The sequence below is a fragment of the Cohnella xylanilytica genome, assembly GCF_014212175.1.
Lineage (GTDB): Bacteria > Bacillota > Bacilli > Paenibacillales > Paenibacillaceae > Cohnella > Cohnella xylanilytica.
Genome location: NZ_JACJVR010000031.1, coordinates 59,994 through 77,078, shown reverse-complemented (window position 1 = coordinate 77,078; position 17,085 = coordinate 59,994). Strand labels below are relative to the sequence as shown.

Genomic DNA, 17,085 nt, shown 5'->3' with positions numbered 1-17,085 from the left:
TAACGAAGAAAAAACTTTCTCTTCGTCCAGCTCTGTTCAGTTTTTTTTCAGTAAACTTTTGTATCTTTATAGTGCTAAATAACCAAATTCAACCTTGATGCCTAACCGCCCCGAACTGAACGTGCAAAGTAGCCGCCCTTTAATCTACTTTGGTTTCGGCGTCTCATTCTGTTAAAGCTTAAGCAACCATCCGACATGGAGGTCGATCTGCAATGAGAACCAGCCGATCCTATCGCAGCCGGAAGAACGGCGGATGGCGATCGATCATCGGCTATCGCGCGTCCGACTTCGAGAGTCGGATCAGCGAGCTTCAATCGCTTATCGAGTCGCTGGAAGCGGCGAGAATAGAGGAAGACCGCCTGTTCGCCGAGGAATACCGGGCCAAAGTCGCCCGCAACGCCAAGCTTCGCGAAGAGCTTAGGATCGCCCGGGAGACCGAACGAAGCTTGATCGAAGGACAGGTCGTTCAATGAGCAGGCTTCGACTTCAAATCAACGGAATCCCTATCGGCAAAGGCAACAAGCGACTCCAAGAGCTGAAGAAACATGCCGACGATGCCCGGGCAAGGCTCGAGAGGAGCCGCGCGGAGCAGTCTTTCGTCCTGCTGCGTCTCGACAACGAAGCCCAAGAGCTCGAACGGCAGATCGAAGAGTCCCATAAGCGGAGCCGCGAGCTGGAGAACGCTCCCCAAGACGTCCTTCCCGTCCCGTCCGAAACGACCGCCCCCGCACGAAGCGGGCGGATGGGCGACCGTCTCGTCGCCGAAGGACTGCTGACGAAGGCCCAATTGGACACGGTAATCGCGAGGCAGAAGCAATTCGGCGGGCGGCTCGGCGACATTATGATCGATCTCGGCTTCGTGACTGCCGAGCAATTGAAGCCATATTTGCAGCCTTCTTCACAGAAGGGGCGGCTCGGCGATCTGCTGGTCGAGATGAAGTATATCACCTCGGAGCAGTTGGGCAAGGCGCTCGAATTCCAGAAGCAGAGCGGCGGCATGCTCGGCGACGTGCTCCTATCGCTGCAGATGCTCGAGCCCGAACAGCTGTATCGGGCGATTGCCACTCAGAACAACATCGGCCGGATCGGAACGGAGCTGAGCTTGGACACCCAGGTCAAGCTTCCCGAGAAGATCGCCAGGGAATACGGAGTCGTCATCGTGCACCAATACTCCAACCGCTATCTGGCGGCCGTGAACGCGCCGCTAAGCGACGAGCGAAGAAGCGAGCTGGAGCGAATGCTCGAGATGCCCATCGAGCAGGTGCTTGCGACGCACAGCGAGATGGAGAAGTTCTGGGCCCAGGTGTACGGCGACGAGATGATGCACGAGAGCACCTCCAAGCTGGCTATCGAGCAGCCGCACAATTCCGCCCAGACGACATTCACCCGCGCCCAGATCGCGGTTGCCGCGTTGATGCTGTTATTCTTGATCGCGGGGCTCCTGTTCGACTTTTGGAAGACGGCCCTTTTCGTCAACGTGCTCGTTCAGATGTTCTATTTCGCCATGACGGTCTTTAAATTCTGGATCGTCATGTTAGGTTCCAGCAAAGGGGCCCAATACCGTTTCACGCCGGAGGAACTTTCGGCTATCGATGAAAGGGAGCTTCCGGTGTATACGATCCTTGTTCCCATGTACAAGGAAGCGCAAGTGTTGCCGAAGCTCATTCGCAATTTGGAACGATTGGATTACCCGAAAGCAAAATTAGACGTTAGGCTCTTGATCGAAGAGGACGACATCGAGATGCGGGAAGTTCTTCGGACCATGAAGCTCCCTGCTTACTATACGGTTCTGGTCGTACCCGACAGCCTGCCTAAAACCAAGCCGAAAGCCTGCAACTACGGGCTCATTCGGGCGCGAGGGGAATACGTGGTAATCTACGACGCAGAGGATCTCCCCGATCCCGACCAATTAAAAAAAGTTTACGCGACGTTCAAGAGCTGTCCGGAGGATTATGCCTGTATTCAAGCTAAGCTTAACTATTTCAACAGTACCCAGAACTTGCTTACCCGTTGGTTTACTCAGGAATACAGCATCTGGTTCGAACTTTTACTTCCAGGGATCATGAGGCTGGACGTTCCAATCCCGCTTGGCGGGACGTCCAATCATTTTAAGCTGTCCGTTCTGAAGGAACTGAACGCCTGGGATCCGTTCAACGTTACCGAAGATGCCGACTTGGGCATTCGATTGTACAAGGCGGGATACAAGACGGCCATCGTCGATTCACGCACTTGGGAAGAAGCCAATAGCCGATTCGGGAACTGGATACGCCAGCGATCCCGCTGGATCAAGGGATACATGCAGACTTGGCTTGTCCATATGCGCAATCCGATCCGTCTATGGAAGGAGATCGGGCCCAAAGGTTTTTTCGGATTCCAGGTCATGGTGCTCGCCACGCCCGCCCTTCCTTTGTTGAACCCCTTCTTCTGGCTGATGATCGTGCTTTGGTACGGCTGGCACATGGAATTTATTCCGCAATTTTTTCCGGGTCCGATCTACTATATGGCCGCGGTTGAGTTCCTGATAGGCAACTTCTTTTTCGTATACAGCAACATCGCCGGGGTCTACTGGGTCATCAAGGACATGGAGAAGAAGCAGGAAAATTGGATTCCGTATTCGTTGGTCAAATACGCTCTCATTACCCCTCTTTATTGGGTGATGATGAGTATTGCCGCCTACAAAGCGGCATGGCAATTGATCGTCAAACCGTTCTATTGGGAGAAAACGACGCACGGCTTGGATACCACTTCCCACTTCGATGACGCTGCCCCCGGTTTGGAAGGGTGATTCGCTCGTCGCCAGCCATTCGATTCTAGCCGTTCATGTGAACAAAGCGAGGGGATAAGATGGATATCAGTATCATCGTTCCAAGCCGTAACGAGGGTGTCAATGTAGAACTGTTGTCGGAGAGGATCTTGCGCTCGATGCCGGATACCGTCTCTTATGAGATTATGTTCGTTGACGACAGCGACGACGAGACCGTCCGGCGGTTGGAAGGATTGGCCCGATCCGACAGCCGCATCCGTTATCTGCACCGTGACAACGGTTCGGGGCTCAGCACGGCTATTCTAGAAGGATTCGCAATAGCTCAGGGCGATTGGTTTATCGTCATGGACGCGGACATGCAGCACCCTCCCGAGAGCCTGCCGAGAGTCATTGAGGCCATTCGTCTGGAAGGGGCCGATATCATCGTTCCGTCCCGATTCATTCCAGGAGGAAGCGACGGCGGGCTAAACGTTTGGCGGAAGCTCGTCTCCTGGACGGCGCGAATGATGGCGCGTATGTCCCTTCGCAAGGTACGGTCGATAACCGATCCGACCAGCGGCTATTTCGCCGTTCGGAGACAGGCCGCGTTCAGCAAGGAGTTAAACCCTATTGGCTGGAAAATCCTCCTGGAGATTTTGGCCCGTTCCGAGTATAACAAGGTGGTGGAGATCCCCTATTCGTTCGAAGCGCGGGATCTTGGCAGCTCCAAATTTAATTGGAAGGAGCAAGCCAATTACGTCCGCCATCTCATTCGGTTAGTCGGAAACAGTGAGCCGGATTTGAGATTTTGGAAATTTTGCGCCGTCGGTTTGAGCGGCGTAATCGTGAACAGCACTTGTTACGTCCTTCTGGTCACTGCAGGCTTGCCCATCGCTTATTCCTTCATTATCGCCACCTTGGTCGCTACCATCAATAATTTCACCTGGAATAACACCTTTACTTGGAAGCATGCCAAAACCGATTCGCTCTGGTACCGAATGCTTAAATTCTCTATCGTCAGCTTAGGCGGCCTTGGAGTATCCACTCTTGTCGTCGACGGCTCCCACCGATTGTTGGATTTTCATTACTTATTCTCGGGGCTTACCGGTATCGTCGTGTCGACCGGCTGGAATTTCGCCATGAACAGCATTTGGACCTTCAGAACGAGCGGTTCTTCGGGATCGGAAGCCAAACACCCTGCGGACGATCATAAATCGAACGTCGTCGAACGGGTTGGATGACAAGGATGTATCGAATGAGGAAAATAAAGTTTTCAGCTACGTGGCTGCTAGTCATCTTGCTTGCCGCAGCCGAAGCCCCGGCCATCTGGTACTGGGCGCTGAATAACCATTTCGTCTATACGGATGCGATCAGCCGGACGGCCAATGCTTTCTATGTCTTGCATACGCGGGATCCACATCTAGGCGCCATCGGATTCGTGTGGAATCCTTTGCCCAGCTTTCTGCAGCTACCGATACTAGCATTTTGGAAATGGTGGCCTTCCTTGGCTGCGGATGGAATCTCGGGAATGATCGTTACCGCCCTGTTCAACGGATTCGGAGCGGCGGTCATCTACGGGGCCCTTCGCTCCAAGAACGTGCCGTTAGCTTATCGAGTGTTGTGGACGTTGTTATACGCTTTTCATCCTTTTATTTACGTGTTCGGCTCCAACGGAATGAGCGAGAGCATCTTTGCCCTGTTTATCCTTTTATCCATTCGATATCTTATCGAGTGGATGGACGAACAGAATATGACTTCGGCTATCGTGATCGGCTTTTCCCTTTGTCTTGCATTCCTCACCCGCTATGAGGCCATACCATTCGCCGCCGCCGTTTTATTCGGCTGCCTTCTCGTGCAGCTCCGTCCAAACGAAGGCTTACGACGAGGGTACTCGCGCTTCGAAGCGACTCTTATTTTGCTTATCTTGCCGATGTTATTCGCCGTGCTAATGTGGCTGTGGTTTAACTATACCATTATGGGCAATGCGTTTTACTTCTTGAACTCGAACTACTCGAACGTAGGACAGTCTGTCAATTTAAACGAGTTCTTCCTCGGAATTAAACATAACGTTAAAGAAGTCATCTTTTTTGTCGTCAAGCAATCCGTTCCTTTCCTGGCTCCGCTTGCGGTCGTTATATTATTTCGACTGTTAAGCTGGCGTCTATTCCGCAAAGATGTTCTTATCTTGGGGGCTCTTATCGTCTCGATACCGACGCTGCAGTTTTACATGCTATACCAAGGAATTTCATACGGGTGGCTGCGGTTTTTCTTCTACCCTCTGCCGATTGTCGTCATTTGGCTCGGTCGCGAATGGCACGTCGTTCGCCCTCGATTGCGTCACGCCTTCGCCATTCTGATGTGCGCGGCGATTGCCGCATCGGGAATCTTATCCTACAAGGCAATGAATAATCCGAGGATGGCACCAGAGGAATATTCCATGCTGCATTTTCAAGAAGATTCTCTCTACGAAGAAATGAAGCTAAGCCGAGCCATTGCTACTAGCTTGGATGATATTCTGACGGCTAATCCCGACTCTTTGGTGCTGCTCGATTCATTCGGAGCAGCCGAGATCGTCGTTAGCAGCACTAAGCAAAAACAGATGGTCGTCACTTCGGACAGGGATTTCAAGCAAGCGCTCAAAGATCCAGCCGCATATGGAATAAAATATATGCTCGTCCCTGACCCCTCTGGCCTGGATCAGTTGAACGCCATAAACATTCAATATCCGGCTTTATTCCGTCAAGGCATGTCCGGCTGGACAGTCGCTGCAGTGTTCGGGGACCGGTGGAAGCTGTTCGAAGCCGTCGACAGCGATAAATCCTTCAGTCCCCAAACCTCTCGATAAAGCTCCTGACGACCCTTTGATAACCGTTCGGATCGACGAGGAACGACGTGCCGTGCTGAGCCCCGGAGACGATAAGACGTTCCTTCTCGCCGCGAATGGCGCCGAAGAGATCGTTCAACATAGAAGTCGGAACATATGTGTCCCGGTCTCCGTGAATGAGAAGGATCGGCTTCTTCGCCCGGCTCACTTGCCGCACGACCGACGCCTCCCCGAAGTAGAAGCCGGCGCGCCACTTGCAGATCAGGCTCGTAATGGGGATGAGCGGGAACGCGGGCAGCTTGAACATCTGCTTGAGCTGGTACTTTAGAATGTCCGCCACCGAGCTGTAGGCGCAATCCGAGATGATGCACTTTACCTGCTTCGGGAGAGGTTCCCCGCTCGTCATCAGGACGGTACCTCCCCCCATGGAGACGCCATGGAGCACGATTCTCGCTTCGGGGCCGATACGGCCCGCGAGGTAGTCGATCCATTGCACGTAATCCTTGCGGTCATGCCAGCCGAAGCCGATGTAGTGCCCGTCGCTGCGCCCATGACCTCGGCTGTCCGGCAGGAGGACGCGAAAGCCAAGCTCGTGGTAAAAGCGGGCGAAAGCTGCCATATCTCCCCGGTGGCCGGAGTAACCGTGCGCCAGAATAACCGCCTGTTCGGTCGGTTTATCCGCTTCCAGATAGTCGCCGCGCAGCGTCAAACCATCGTGGGAGCGAAGGCTCACTTCCTCGAACGGCTGCGAGCGATACCACTCCCGAATCTCCCGCACCGCTTCTTCCTCCTCCACTTTCGGCATATTGGGATCGCTCGCAAGGAACGTTTTGCGATTGCGATGGATCGCCAGCTTGTACAGCTGCCAGCAGAACAGCAGAAGCAGCGCGGTCATTGCGACGGCTCCGACCGATAGGATCATCCATCCCTTCGGCATCTCTTCTCCCCCTCCAGCCATGACGGTTTGGCCGTCTTCCCGTAGTTTAACCCTTGCCTCGGCCTTGGCATTCAGCCTGGACGGAGCGCTCTTCGGAAGCCAAGCCCGTTTTCCCCATTCGTAGACAGAACGGCCGGCACCCCACTCGGGCACCGGCCGTTAACAGGCTTCTATTTCGCTGACGCTACTGGTTCCCCAGCGTCACTCTCCGCCGCTCGCGCGCCGACAGCAGGCATGCTTCTACCAGGCGCATGTTCTTCACCGCATCGTCCGGAGCGAAGCGCTGCGGCGTCTCGCCGAAGACGGCGCGGGCGAAGTCGTCCGCCTGCAGCGAATATTGGTTCACCGGCGACGGTTCGATCACCCGGCGCTGGCCGTTCGCGTAGACGATGCAGTCGGGCGTGCCCGGCTCCGGCTTGAACGATTCGGGCACCTCGATGCGCCCCTTCGTGCCGACGATCTCGAGCGTGTTGCGGTAATCGGCCCACATGCCGCAGTCGAAGGCGAGCGAGACCCCTCCCGCGAATTCGACGAGGCCGGAGGCCATCATGTCGACGTTCCCGTGCTCCGGCGAGAAAAGCGCGTGGACGGTGACCGCCTCCGGCTCGCTTCCCGTAATGAGCCTGGCGGCGGTAAGCGGGTAGACGCCCACGTCGTACAAGGAGCCGCCGCCCCATTCGGGCCGAAGCCGGATGTTCGCATGATCTTCGGCGTTGTTGAAGGTGAACGAGCCGCGAATCGCCCGCAGCTCCCCGATCTCGCCGCCGCGAACGAGGCCGAGGATCGTATCGATGCGGGGGTGATGGCGGTACATGAACGCCTCCGCCAGCACGACGCCGGCTCGGGCGCAAGCCTCCGCCATCTCTTCCGCTTCGCGCGCGTTCAGCGCGATCGGCTTCTCGCACAGGACGTGCTTGCCCGCCTCCGCCGCCTTGATCGTCCATTCCTTGTGCAGGTGGTTCGGCAGCGGAATGTAGACGGCGTCGATGTCCGGATCCCGAAGCAGCTCCTCGTAGCTTCCGTACGCCTTGGCGATGCCGAACCGCTCCGCGACGGCGCGGCCCTTGGCTACGTCCCGGCTCGCGACGGCCTCGAGCACGTTCAGCTCCGAGGCTGCGATGGCGGGCATGACCGCCTCCACCGCGATGTTCGCGCAGCCGAGAATTCCCCAGCGCAATTTGTTTGAGATGCGAATTCTAATCTTGGATGTCTCCGTCATCGTCAGACTCCTCCGTCTCTTGGCCTCAGCCCGCCGATAGAGCGTTGCGGGTGGCCAGAATGTATTTGGCTTGGTCCAGCGGGTTGACTCCGCGGCGCGGGCGCTGCGCGTCCACGTCGGGCGGGCACTCCCGGTACCCTTCGAAGAAGGTCGCGAGAATCCCCCGCCCCTTCGTCATCGAGCCGAGGCGCGACGGGAAGTCGAGGGACGTCGCGACCGGCAGCGTGCCCTCGATCTCCATGCGTCCGTTCGCCGGAACCGGCGAATCGAACTCGCCGCGCATGGCGATCAGCTCGTTCATCAGCTTCCCGCCGAATTCCTCCGGAACGGAGAGCTTGAAGCGCAGGATCGGCTCCAGCAGCTTCGTCCCGATCCGGTCGAGCCCGTTCATGATGCCCATCGGCGTCGCGACGACGAAGTCCAGCGGATGCGTGTGCCACACATGGTGCTCGCCTTCGACCAGAGTCACCTTCAGGTCGGTGACCTCCCAGCCGCGCAGCCCCTGCTGCAGCGCCTCCGGCACCCGGCGGGCGACCTCGTTCTGATAGCTCTCCAGCAGATTCTCCGGCCGGACGACGGACGAATAGCGCAGTCCGCTCCCCCGCTCTCCCGGCTCCATCCGGAAGCGCAGGATGGCCCAGCACGGCTTCGGCATCGTATAGGCGATATAGCCTTCGCCGGAGCCGGCCAGCGTCTCCTTGTAAATGACGGAGGGCGCTCCGAACGTCACGGCCAGCCCGAACCGGCTCCGCAGAACGTGCGTCAGCACCTCCATCTGGATCGGCCCCATTACCTTCAGATGAAGCTCCCGCTCGTCCTGCAGCCACTGCAGGTCGAGCAGAGGATCCTCGTCCGCCAGCTCCTGGAACGCGGCGACGACGGCCGGGTACTCGGCCTCGCTGCCCCAGTGCACCTGCACCGTCAGCAGCGGCACGGCGAGACGCCGCTCGCCGGGAACGCCGTCGGGCGAGCCGAGTATGTCCCCGATCCGCGCTCGGCTCAGACCGTAGACGGCGGCGATGTCGCCCGCCTCCAGAACTCCGACGTCCTCCGACTTGCGGCCTTCGACCTTGCGGATCTGCGTCACCTTGTCGACGAGGTCGCGGGAGTCGTTGCGCACCGAGTCGCGATTGCGGATCGTCCCGTCGTACAGCCGCACGTACGCGATCCGGCCCATGGCCGGATCCCGCTCGAGCTTGAACACGACGCCGGACACCGGGGCGTCCGGATCCCCCGCCGGCGCGGGCAGCAGCTCGACCATCGCGTCCATCAGCCGCTCGACGCCGAGCCCCTTCCCCGAAGCTCCGAACAGCACCGGGAACAGCTCGGATCGCGCGGCGCCGGCGCGAACGGAGGCGTCCACCTCTTCCGCGCCGAGTCCCCCCTCTTCGAGATACTTCTCCAGCAGCTTCTCGTCGCGCTCCGCGACCGCTTCTTGAAGTAATCGCAGGTAGGGCTCGGCATGCGGGGCCGCCGACAATACCGGGAATGCCGGCAGCAAGTCCGCCGCGCCGGCGAACTCCGCTTCCGCTCCGATCGGAGCCTGAATCGGGACGGCCGCCGGGGACAGAACCTTGCGGATCTGCCCGAGCGTCCCCATGGCGTCCGCGCCGATCCGGTCCATCTTGTTCACGTAGATCAGGGCGGGAATGCCCATCTCCCGGAGCGCGTGCCAGACGACTTCCGTCTGCGCCTGCACGCCTTCCGCTGCCGACACGATCAGAACCGCGCCGTCCATGACGCGAAGCGATCGCTCGACCTCCGACAGGAAGTCGACGTGGCCCGGCGTATCGACGAGATTGACGCCGACGCCCCGCCACTCGAACCGCGTCACCGCCGCCCGGACGGAGATGCCGCGCTCCCTCTCCACGTCCAGCCAGTCCGTCTGCGCCGTTCCGTCATCGACGCTGCCCGGCGTCCGGATTTTCCCGCTGCGATACAGAATTTGTTCGGTCGTCGTCGTCTTCCCGGCGTCCACGTGGGCGAAGATCCCGATGTTCCGCAGCCCCCGCTTCGTTCCGTTCCGTCCGCTTGGTACGTTCGTCTCGTTCATGCCGGATTCCCCTCTTGTTGTGCCTATTGTCCATTGTAAGCGCCTTATCCTTGGAGTCAACTTCCTCGGCGGCATGATTCCGCCATCGCGCTGGGATACTAAGGGACATAGAGAGGAGGAACTCCCTTGTCCGCCATCGCCGCCATCTTCGCCCGGGACCTTCGCCGCCTCGCGACGAACCCGGCCGCCGCCGTCATCGTCGCCGGGCTAATCGTCCTCCCGTCGCTATACGCGTGGTTCAACATAGGCGCCTCCTGGGACCCGTACGCCCAGACCGGCAGCCTGCCCGTCGCCGTCGTGAACCAAGACGCCGGAACGACGTTGAGAGGTACGCCCATCAACGCGGGCAAGGAGATCGTAACCGCCCTGAAGGAGAACCCCAAGATCGGCTGGGTTTTCACGGACGAAGCGGACGCGATGCGCGGCGTGGAGCGGGGCGGCTACTACGCCGCCATCCTTATTCCGGCCGAATTCTCGGCCCGGCTCGCGACGGTGCTGGAGGACGTGCCCCGCCAGGCGGAGATCGATTATTACGTGAACGAGAAAATCAATGCGATCGCGCCCAAGATCGCGTCGAGCGGAGCGAGCGGAATCGTCGAGGAGATCGGCAGCCGGTTCGTGCAGACGGCGAACGGGATTATCTTCAAGCTGTTCAACCAGGTGGGGACGGAGCTGGAGCGGAACTTGCCGGAGATCGAGAAGCTGCGGTCGCTTATCTTCGAATTGGAGCAGCGCTTCCCGGAGATCCGGTCCGCGGCGAATACGGCGCAGCAGGACGCCGCCAAGCTGAACCGGATCGTCGGCGCGGCCAAAGGCCGGATTCCGGAGGTCGCCAGACTGGCGAAGGAGGGAACGGAGTTGGCCGGCAAGGTCGGAGACGTCCTTAAGACGAGCCGGACCGCGCTGCAGGAGATGGCTCCCCAGCTGAAGCAGGACCTGATCCTGCTGCGCCAGGCCGCCGGCGCGGCGGCGGACGTGACGGGGCTTCTGCGCGGCGCGGGCTCGGACGCGTACGACCCGCAGGAGACGCGGAAGGCCGCGGACGCCGCGGCGGCCCGCCTCGATACGGCGGCGGCCGTCGCCGGGCGGATCGCCGACGTCTTCCGCCGGCTCGATTCGATGGCCGGCGGCGGCCGGCTGAGCGCGCCGATTGCCGAGCTGGGCCGGATCGAGAGCGGGCTGAAGAGCCAGGCCGCGCTTCTGCGCCAGATTCGGGCCGCGCTGGACAAGGGGGAGGCTCCCGCAGCCGCTCTCGCCGATCGGCTGGACGCCTTGTCCAAGGAGACGGCCTCTCGCCTCGACAAGCTGATCGGCGGGTTCGATTCCGACGTCGCGCCCCGCGTCGACGAGGCGATCGCCAAGGCGGCCTCCGCGGTCGGAGACGCCCAGTCCGTCCTGAGCGCCGCCGTCAAGAGCCTGCCGGACGTGCAGAGCCTTCTCTCCCGCGCCTCCCAGGCTCTGGCCGTCGGGACGAAGGAGCTTCAGGCGATCCGGGCCGAGCTGCCCGCGGCCGAAGCGAAGATCAAGGAGCTGGCCGGGCGCATCCGATCGTTCGAGAAGGAGAGCAGCCTGCGCGAATTGATCTCCCTGCTGAAGACGAACGCCCAGCGGGAGAGCGAGTTTTTCGCCGCGCCCGTCCGGCTGAAGGAGAACGAGCTGTTCCCGATCCCGGGCTACGGATCGGCGATGTCCCCTTTTTTTACCACGTTGTCCTTGTGGGTCGGGGCCCTTCTGCTCGTCTCCCTGCTCTCGGCGGAAGTCCACGAACCCGGGACCTCCTACGCGAGCTACGAGGTGTACTTCGGGAGGCTGTTCACGTTCGTCGCGATCTCCCTCCTTCAATCGCTGCTCGTCACGCTCGGGGACATCTATATTCTGCGCGCGTACGTCCTGGAGAAGGGCTGGTTCGTCCTGTTCGGCCTGCTGCTGAGCACGGTCTTCATGCTGATGGTGTACACGCTCGTCTCCGTCTTCGGCAACGTCGGCAAGGCGATGGCGATCGTCCTGCTCGTCCTCCAACTGGCCGGCGCCGGCGGCACGTTCCCGATCCAGCTGACGCCTCCCTTCTTCCAGGCGATCCACCCGTTCCTGCCGTTCACGTACGGCATCGGGATGATGCGCGAAGCGGTCGGCGGCATTCTATGGGACGTCGTCCGTGGCGACTTCCTGCGCCTGCTCGTCTTCGCGTGGGGCGCTCTCGTCGTCGGGCTGGCGCTCAAAGGCACCATCAACCGGGTCGCGGCCGGCTTCGTGGCCAAGGCGAAGAGCAGCCGCCTCATCCATTAGCCATTAGCCGTTAGCCGTTGCCGCCAGAGCCGAACCCCCGCGGAGCTTGAATCTCCGCGAACAGCCGCTTCGTCATCTCCGAGGGCTCGATCTCCAGCTCGTTCAGCCGGCCGAGCATCTGCCGATAGACGCGGAACACTTCGTCGTGCTTGCCCACGGCGGAATAGCCCTTCATCAGCAACCGGTACGACTCCTCGTCGTACGGGGAGCGGGACAGCTGCTTCTGCGCGGATTCGATCATTCTCGCGTAATCGCCCCGCTGCTCGTACCGCTTGGACAGCTCCGTCCTCAGCTCGCCGACGGTCTGCTCCAGGTGGTGGGCCTCGTCGTCCGCCCAAGGATAGTCCTCTTCCTTGAACAGCGGCCCTCCGTAGAGCGAGATCGCCCGCTCCAACTCCTCCGTTCGGTCTCCGGAGCCCGGCGTCCTCGCCTCTTGAATGGCTTCCAGCAGAGCCCCGAAGTCGGTCCGGAACAGGTCCGGCTGCAGGTAGTACTTCTCCCCTTCGTACTTCAGCGCATCGGGGAATCCGAGCTGTCTCAAGTCCTTGCGCAGGAAGCTGACGCACGTATGCAGATAGACCTTGGCTTTCTGGTAATGCTCGTCCGGCCACAGGGCGTCCAGAATGGCGTCGCGATGCAGCCTCTCCCGGCCGCGCAGCGCGAGCAGGGCGAACAGCTCCTTCTCCTTGCCCGTGCGCCACTTCAGCCTCTCTTCCCCGATCGTAGCCGACACGCCTCCCATGAGCCGAACGTTCAGCACGGGCGGCGGCCCCGAGCCTTCCCGGCCGGGAGACTCCCCTGAAGCCTCCGAGGCTTCTGAAGCCCCTGAACCCCCGGTAATCCCTGAAGGCCCGGTAATCCCTGAAGGCGAGGTTGCCGATGCTGCCGCCGAGGCTGCCGATGCCGACGAAGCCGCCGATGCCGCGGAGAGCCGCTTCTGCTTCTCCTTCTTGATCCTCAGAACCGTCTTCGTCAGCCTGTCCATCTCGAGAGGCTTAAGAAGGTAATCCAGCGCCTCCTGCTCGAACGCAGAGATCGCGTAGCGGTCGTAGGCCGTCACGAACACGACCTGCGCGTCCAGATGCTCCCCTTCGATCGACTCGGCCAGCTCCACGCCGCTCATTCCGGGCATCTCGATGTCCAGGAACACGACGTCGGGCCGGAGCGTCCGCAAGCTGTCCAGCGCGTCGTAGCCGTTGCTCGCCGTTCCGACAACCTCGACCTCTCCCGTGCGGGCAAGCAGAATGTTCAATATGTTCAGCGCATGCTCTTCGTCGTCCACCAGAAAAGCCCGTATCATCCGCGCACCTCCGTCTTATCGGTATGTATCGGACAGCGGCAGCCAAATCGTCACCTTGGTCCCTTGGCCGGGGACGCTCTCCAGCTGCGGCAGTCGGCCCGTCCGATGCAAAACTCTCTTCATGATGTTCGCGAATCCGACTCCCTCGCGGTTGCCGCCCGCTTCCAGCAGCTCCTTCGCCTGTTCGGCGCTCATGCCGACTCCGTCGTCCTCGACCTCGATGCGGGCGTACTCGTTCTCCCGCGCGATCGCAAGCCGCACCGTTCCTCCGTCCACCTTCCGGGCGACCCCGTGGCGGATGGCGTTCTCCACGAGCGGCTGGATCGTGAGCGGCATGACCGGGATGTCCAGCAGCCGCTCGTCCACTTCGAACCGCAGCCGCAGCCGGCTCCCGAAGCGGGCCTGCTCGATGTCCGCGTAGGCTTGCACGAGCTCCATCTCCTTGTGCAGCGGCACGGTCTCCTCGGAATGGTTCGGGTGGAAAATAATCCGCAGATAGCGGCTGAGAACGGCCAGCAGCTCTCCGGCTCTCGGCCCGTCCGTATAGCAGAGCGACATGATCGTGCCGAGCGCGTTGTACAGGAAGTGCGGCTTGATCTGCGACTGCAGGAAGGCCATCTCGCTCGCCGCGGCCTCCTTGGCCAGCCGCTTCATGGCCAGCAGCGCGCTGATGCGGACGCGGACTTCGCCGGCGTCGAGCGGCTTGGCGATGAAGTCGCTGCCCCCGGCCGCCAGCGCCGCCTCGATGTCCGCCGGCGTCGTGCGAGCCGTCAGGTAGACGATCGGCAGATCGATCGGCGAATGCGTCTGCCGGATCCGGCGGCCGACCTCGAAGCCCCCTTCCCCGTGCAGCATGACGTCGATCAGAACGAGGTCGGGCCGGCTGTCGGGCGCGCTGACGATTCGCAGCGCTTCCGCCGCGGAGCGGGCCGTCGCGACCCGATACCCTTCGATGGCGAGCAAGTTCACCGCCAGCTCGAGGCCGCTCGGATCGCCCACGACGAGAAGCGAATACGCGCCGATGTCGGGATCGGCCCCGGTTCCGGCCCCTGCTCCGGCCCCCGGCTCCTGGCCCGCCGCCGTCTGACGCCGGGCCTCCTCCGCCTGCCGGAGCGGCTCCTCTGCCGCCGGCGCTTCCGGCCAAGCCGGCAGCGCCAGCTCGAAGCTCATTCCCGCGCCGGCGGCAGGATCGCTCCATTCCAGGGAGCCTCCCATCCGTTGAATCAGCTCCTTGGCGACGGACAAGCCGATGCCGAAGACGACCGGATCGGACGGGGAATCCGCCCCCGGCTCTCTCGGCTGGCCGTTCGCCTCGATCCGAAGAACGATCTCGTCCTCCTCCGTTCGGCGGCTTACAATCGAGACGTCGCCCCGTTCCGTGTGCCGGACGACCTGGTCGAACAGATTCGTGAGCACCTGCATGAACCGCTTCTGGTCCGTCCGGACGTACCGGGCTTCGTCGCCGATCCGGTTCAGAAGAGCGATCTCCTTCTCCTTGGCGAGGAAGCCGTAGACCTCGAACAGCACGGACGCGCACGTCCGCGCGTCGACACGAGCCAAGGCCAAGTCCAGCCGGCCGTCCTTCAGCTTCGTCAGGTCGACCACGTCGCCGACGATGTTGGCCATCCGGTAAGCCGTGTTGCGAATGAGGCGCAGCTTCTCCTGGATGCGTCTGGACGCGGACGTCCGCGCGGATTCGTCGATCGCCGCCTGCGAGAGGTTGAGAATGCCGTGCAGAGGGGTATTCAGCTCGTGCGAAGCCCGCAGGAGGAATTCGTCCTTCATCTGGTCGGCGGCCTGCAGCTTCCGCGTCAGGTCCTCCATGGAACGGTACGTCTGGAAATAGCGGTTCACGAGCGTCATGACCGACAGCATGATGAAGACGATAACGAGAAGATCCGACAAGGCCTGGGAGACGAAGTCGAAGTCGTTGTACAGGAACGTATTGACGAGAAACAGCGTAATCGACAGGAACGAAGCGATGAGCAGCTGCAGCTCTCTTTTGCCGAAGACGTCGTAGTCGCCCTTCAGGTAAGCTCGCACGAGCAGCCCGACCAGCAGGACGAACTCGAGCGGGATCGCCGCGAAGATCTCTCCCATCGCCAAGGCGTATACGCGATAGGGCAGGACGAGAATGCAGACGGAGTAGGCCGCCATCAGGGAGCCGCTGATGAGGATGAGCCGCCGGGACCCCCGGGTCCGGACTTGCTGGTAGACGTAGACGCACAGGATCGGATAGATGATGAACATCGAGAAATCTTTGATTTTCCAAGTCACTTCGAACGGCACGTCCGGGAACAGCTGCATGAACGTCCTCTCTCCGTTGAAGAATACCGTGATCGCGAAGAAGAGGAAGAACAGGCCGTAGATCATGAACCCGCTGTAGCGGTTGAACAACAGATACAAGGAGATATAGACCAGCGCGAACACGGACATCACGATAACCCCGGCCCATTCCAGGGCGATCTGGGCCTGCTTGGTCAGCAGAAGCTCCTTGCTTAAGCCCAAGCGGATCGGGACCACGATGCCGCCCGAACGATATTCGAAGTTCGCGGCTTGGAGGACGATCTCCATCTCGCCGCTCGGGGCTCCCTTGAACGAGACGGTGTAGGGGTAATTGCCCGGACGGTACTCGCTTCGGCTCAGGCCGGGTTCTCCCGCTTGGCCGACCAGCTCGCCGTTCACGAACAGCTTGTCCGAGAAGCGGACGATCGTCTTCTGGATGGCCAGCAGCTCCTCGGTCGGGTTCAGGCGGACCTTGAGCCGGTACGTCCCCGCCCCCCAGGCTCCCATGCCTTCGCCGTTCCACTTCGAGGGCACTTGAATATATCGCCCGGCTTCGGGCGCGGCGCCGCCGCGGAAATCCTCCGGAGCGAGCAGCCGGTTCGGATAGAACTCCCACTCGCCGTTCAGCTCGGCCTTCCCGTCCCGGTGGAAGTCCCAGGAGGACAAGTCGAGCGCGCCGCGGACGGCCCGGGGGAACTCCTTCTCCGACCGGCCGGCGAGCAGCTGCATCGCTCCGAGAAAGAGCAACGTCGCGGCCGCGAGCAGAAGAAGGTAACGATCTATGGATTGAATGGCTCTAAGCAGATTCGATCACCGCGCCCGATGTCCAGTATGGTCCGTTCCTGTCTCGTATCCTGATAAGCTGTCGCAAGCTGTCATCCTGTCGTCTCTATTGTAAACGGGAACGGCATCGCCCGGTAGTCTCGCGGAATCGCAGACGAGCCGCGTCTTCTCTCGGCCTCGCTCCGCTTCAAGCGAGGAGGGCTCCGACCGTCTCGATGAGGCGCTCCTTCAGAATCGGCTTGACCATGAAGTCCTTCGCGCCGGCCTGGATCGCCTGTATGACCATCTGCTGATGGCTCATGGCGGAGCAGATGATGACCTTGGCCTGAGGATCGAAGGCTTTGATCTCCTTAAGCGCCTGCAAGCCGTTCACGACCGGCAGCGTTAGGTCCATTGTGATCAGATCGGGCCGATGGCGCCGGTACAGGTTGATCGCCTCGGCCCCGTTCGCCGCTTCCGCCACGACCTCGTAGCCGTTGGAATGGAAGAAGTCCTTGAGAATATTGCGCATGAAGGTCGTATCGTCCACGACCATGATTCTGCCTGACATAACGCTATTCGCCTCGCTTCGCGTATTGCGCCGATCCGTTCGACGATTCCCATTATGCCTGATCGTTCTTAACAACTTCTGAAACGGATTCCGCCGGCAAAAGA

At 60.7% G+C, this 17,085-nt stretch carries 11 protein-coding genes; 5 read left to right on the top strand and 6 right to left on the bottom strand.

What is annotated here, in order from left to right; translation table 11 throughout:
• The first annotated feature begins 212 nt into the window (after positions 1-212).
• The 4 genes from H7B90_RS08945 to H7B90_RS08930 are packed head-to-tail and all read left to right on the top strand — an operon-like array spanning position 213 to position 5,588.
• Positions 213-473, top strand: a complete 261-nt coding sequence (locus H7B90_RS08945; RefSeq protein ID WP_185135517.1) for a hypothetical protein — start codon at positions 213-215, stop codon at positions 471-473.
• The gene (locus H7B90_RS08940) at positions 470-2,785 is read left to right on the top strand and encodes a cyclic di-GMP-binding domain-containing protein, MshE-related (protein WP_185135516.1); all 2,316 of its coding nucleotides are present in this window, start codon (positions 470-472) and stop codon (positions 2,783-2,785) included. Before H7B90_RS08945 ends, H7B90_RS08940 begins: the two co-directional genes overlap by 4 nt.
• Before the next feature lie 59 nt (positions 2,786-2,844).
• A complete protein-coding gene (locus H7B90_RS08935) occupies positions 2,845-3,984 on the top strand; it encodes a glycosyltransferase (RefSeq protein WP_185135515.1) in 1,140 nt (379 codons plus the stop codon).
• A 14-nt stretch (positions 3,985-3,998) separates the two neighbouring features.
• Positions 3,999-5,588, top strand: coding sequence for an ArnT family glycosyltransferase (locus tag H7B90_RS08930; RefSeq protein ID WP_185135514.1), 1,590 nt, complete (start codon positions 3,999-4,001; stop codon positions 5,586-5,588).
• Here the strand turns inward: H7B90_RS08930 and H7B90_RS08925 are convergent.
• The 3 genes from H7B90_RS08925 to H7B90_RS08915 form a co-directional block, all read right to left on the bottom strand.
• Positions 5,566-6,504 (bottom strand): alpha/beta hydrolase, encoded by a 939-nt coding sequence (locus H7B90_RS08925; RefSeq protein ID WP_246578581.1) that lies wholly within the window; start codon positions 6,502-6,504, stop codon positions 5,566-5,568. The two genes, H7B90_RS08930 and H7B90_RS08925, sit on opposite strands and share 23 nt — an antisense overlap.
• A 184-nt stretch (positions 6,505-6,688) precedes the next feature.
• Positions 6,689-7,723, bottom strand: a complete 1,035-nt coding sequence (locus H7B90_RS08920) for a Gfo/Idh/MocA family protein (RefSeq protein WP_185135513.1) — start codon at positions 7,721-7,723, stop codon at positions 6,689-6,691.
• Between the two features lie 25 nt (positions 7,724-7,748).
• On the bottom strand, positions 7,749-9,776 hold the full coding sequence (locus tag H7B90_RS08915) for an elongation factor G (RefSeq protein ID WP_185135512.1): 2,028 nt from the start codon (positions 9,774-9,776) through the stop codon (positions 7,749-7,751).
• A 126-nt stretch (positions 9,777-9,902) separates the two neighbouring features.
• Here H7B90_RS08915 and H7B90_RS08910 point away from each other — a divergent pair, with 126 nt between their 5' ends.
• Positions 9,903-12,062, top strand: a complete 2,160-nt coding sequence (locus tag H7B90_RS08910; RefSeq protein ID WP_185135511.1) for a YhgE/Pip domain-containing protein — start codon at positions 9,903-9,905, stop codon at positions 12,060-12,062.
• Between the two features lie 10 nt (positions 12,063-12,072).
• Here the strand turns inward: H7B90_RS08910 and H7B90_RS08905 are convergent, their stop codons facing one another.
• The 3 genes from H7B90_RS08905 to H7B90_RS08895 form a co-directional block, all read right to left on the bottom strand.
• Complete coding sequence (locus H7B90_RS08905) at positions 12,073-13,362, bottom strand: response regulator (RefSeq protein ID WP_185135510.1); 1,290 nt, start codon at positions 13,360-13,362, stop codon at positions 12,073-12,075.
• Between the two features lie 15 nt (positions 13,363-13,377).
• Positions 13,378-16,395, bottom strand: a complete 3,018-nt coding sequence (locus H7B90_RS08900; RefSeq protein ID WP_185135509.1) for a hybrid sensor histidine kinase/response regulator — start codon at positions 16,393-16,395, stop codon at positions 13,378-13,380.
• A gap of 223 nt (positions 16,396-16,618) precedes the next feature.
• Positions 16,619-16,981, bottom strand: coding sequence for a response regulator (locus H7B90_RS08895; protein WP_185135508.1), 363 nt, complete (start codon positions 16,979-16,981; stop codon positions 16,619-16,621).
• Positions 16,982-17,085 lie beyond the last annotated feature (104 nt).

Coding starts and splice junctions, on each gene's coding strand:
- H7B90_RS08945 (WP_185135517.1), top strand. CDS start 213: ATGAGAACCAGCCGATCCTATCGCAGCCGGAAGAACGGCGGATGGCGA.
- H7B90_RS08940 (WP_185135516.1), top strand. CDS start 470: ATGAGCAGGCTTCGACTTCAAATCAACGGAATCCCTATCGGCAAAGGC.
- H7B90_RS08935 (WP_185135515.1), top strand. CDS start 2,845: ATGGATATCAGTATCATCGTTCCAAGCCGTAACGAGGGTGTCAATGTA.
- H7B90_RS08930 (WP_185135514.1), top strand. CDS start 3,999: ATGAGGAAAATAAAGTTTTCAGCTACGTGGCTGCTAGTCATCTTGCTT.
- H7B90_RS08925 (WP_246578581.1), bottom strand. CDS start 6,504: ATGCCGAAGGGATGGATGATCCTATCGGTCGGAGCCGTCGCAATGACC.
- H7B90_RS08920 (WP_185135513.1), bottom strand. CDS start 7,723: ATGACGGAGACATCCAAGATTAGAATTCGCATCTCAAACAAATTGCGC.
- H7B90_RS08915 (WP_185135512.1), bottom strand. CDS start 9,776: ATGAACGAGACGAACGTACCAAGCGGACGGAACGGAACGAAGCGGGGG.
- H7B90_RS08905 (WP_185135510.1), bottom strand. CDS start 13,362: ATGATACGGGCTTTTCTGGTGGACGACGAAGAGCATGCGCTGAACATA.
- H7B90_RS08895 (WP_185135508.1), bottom strand. CDS start 16,981: ATGTCAGGCAGAATCATGGTCGTGGACGATACGACCTTCATGCGCAAT.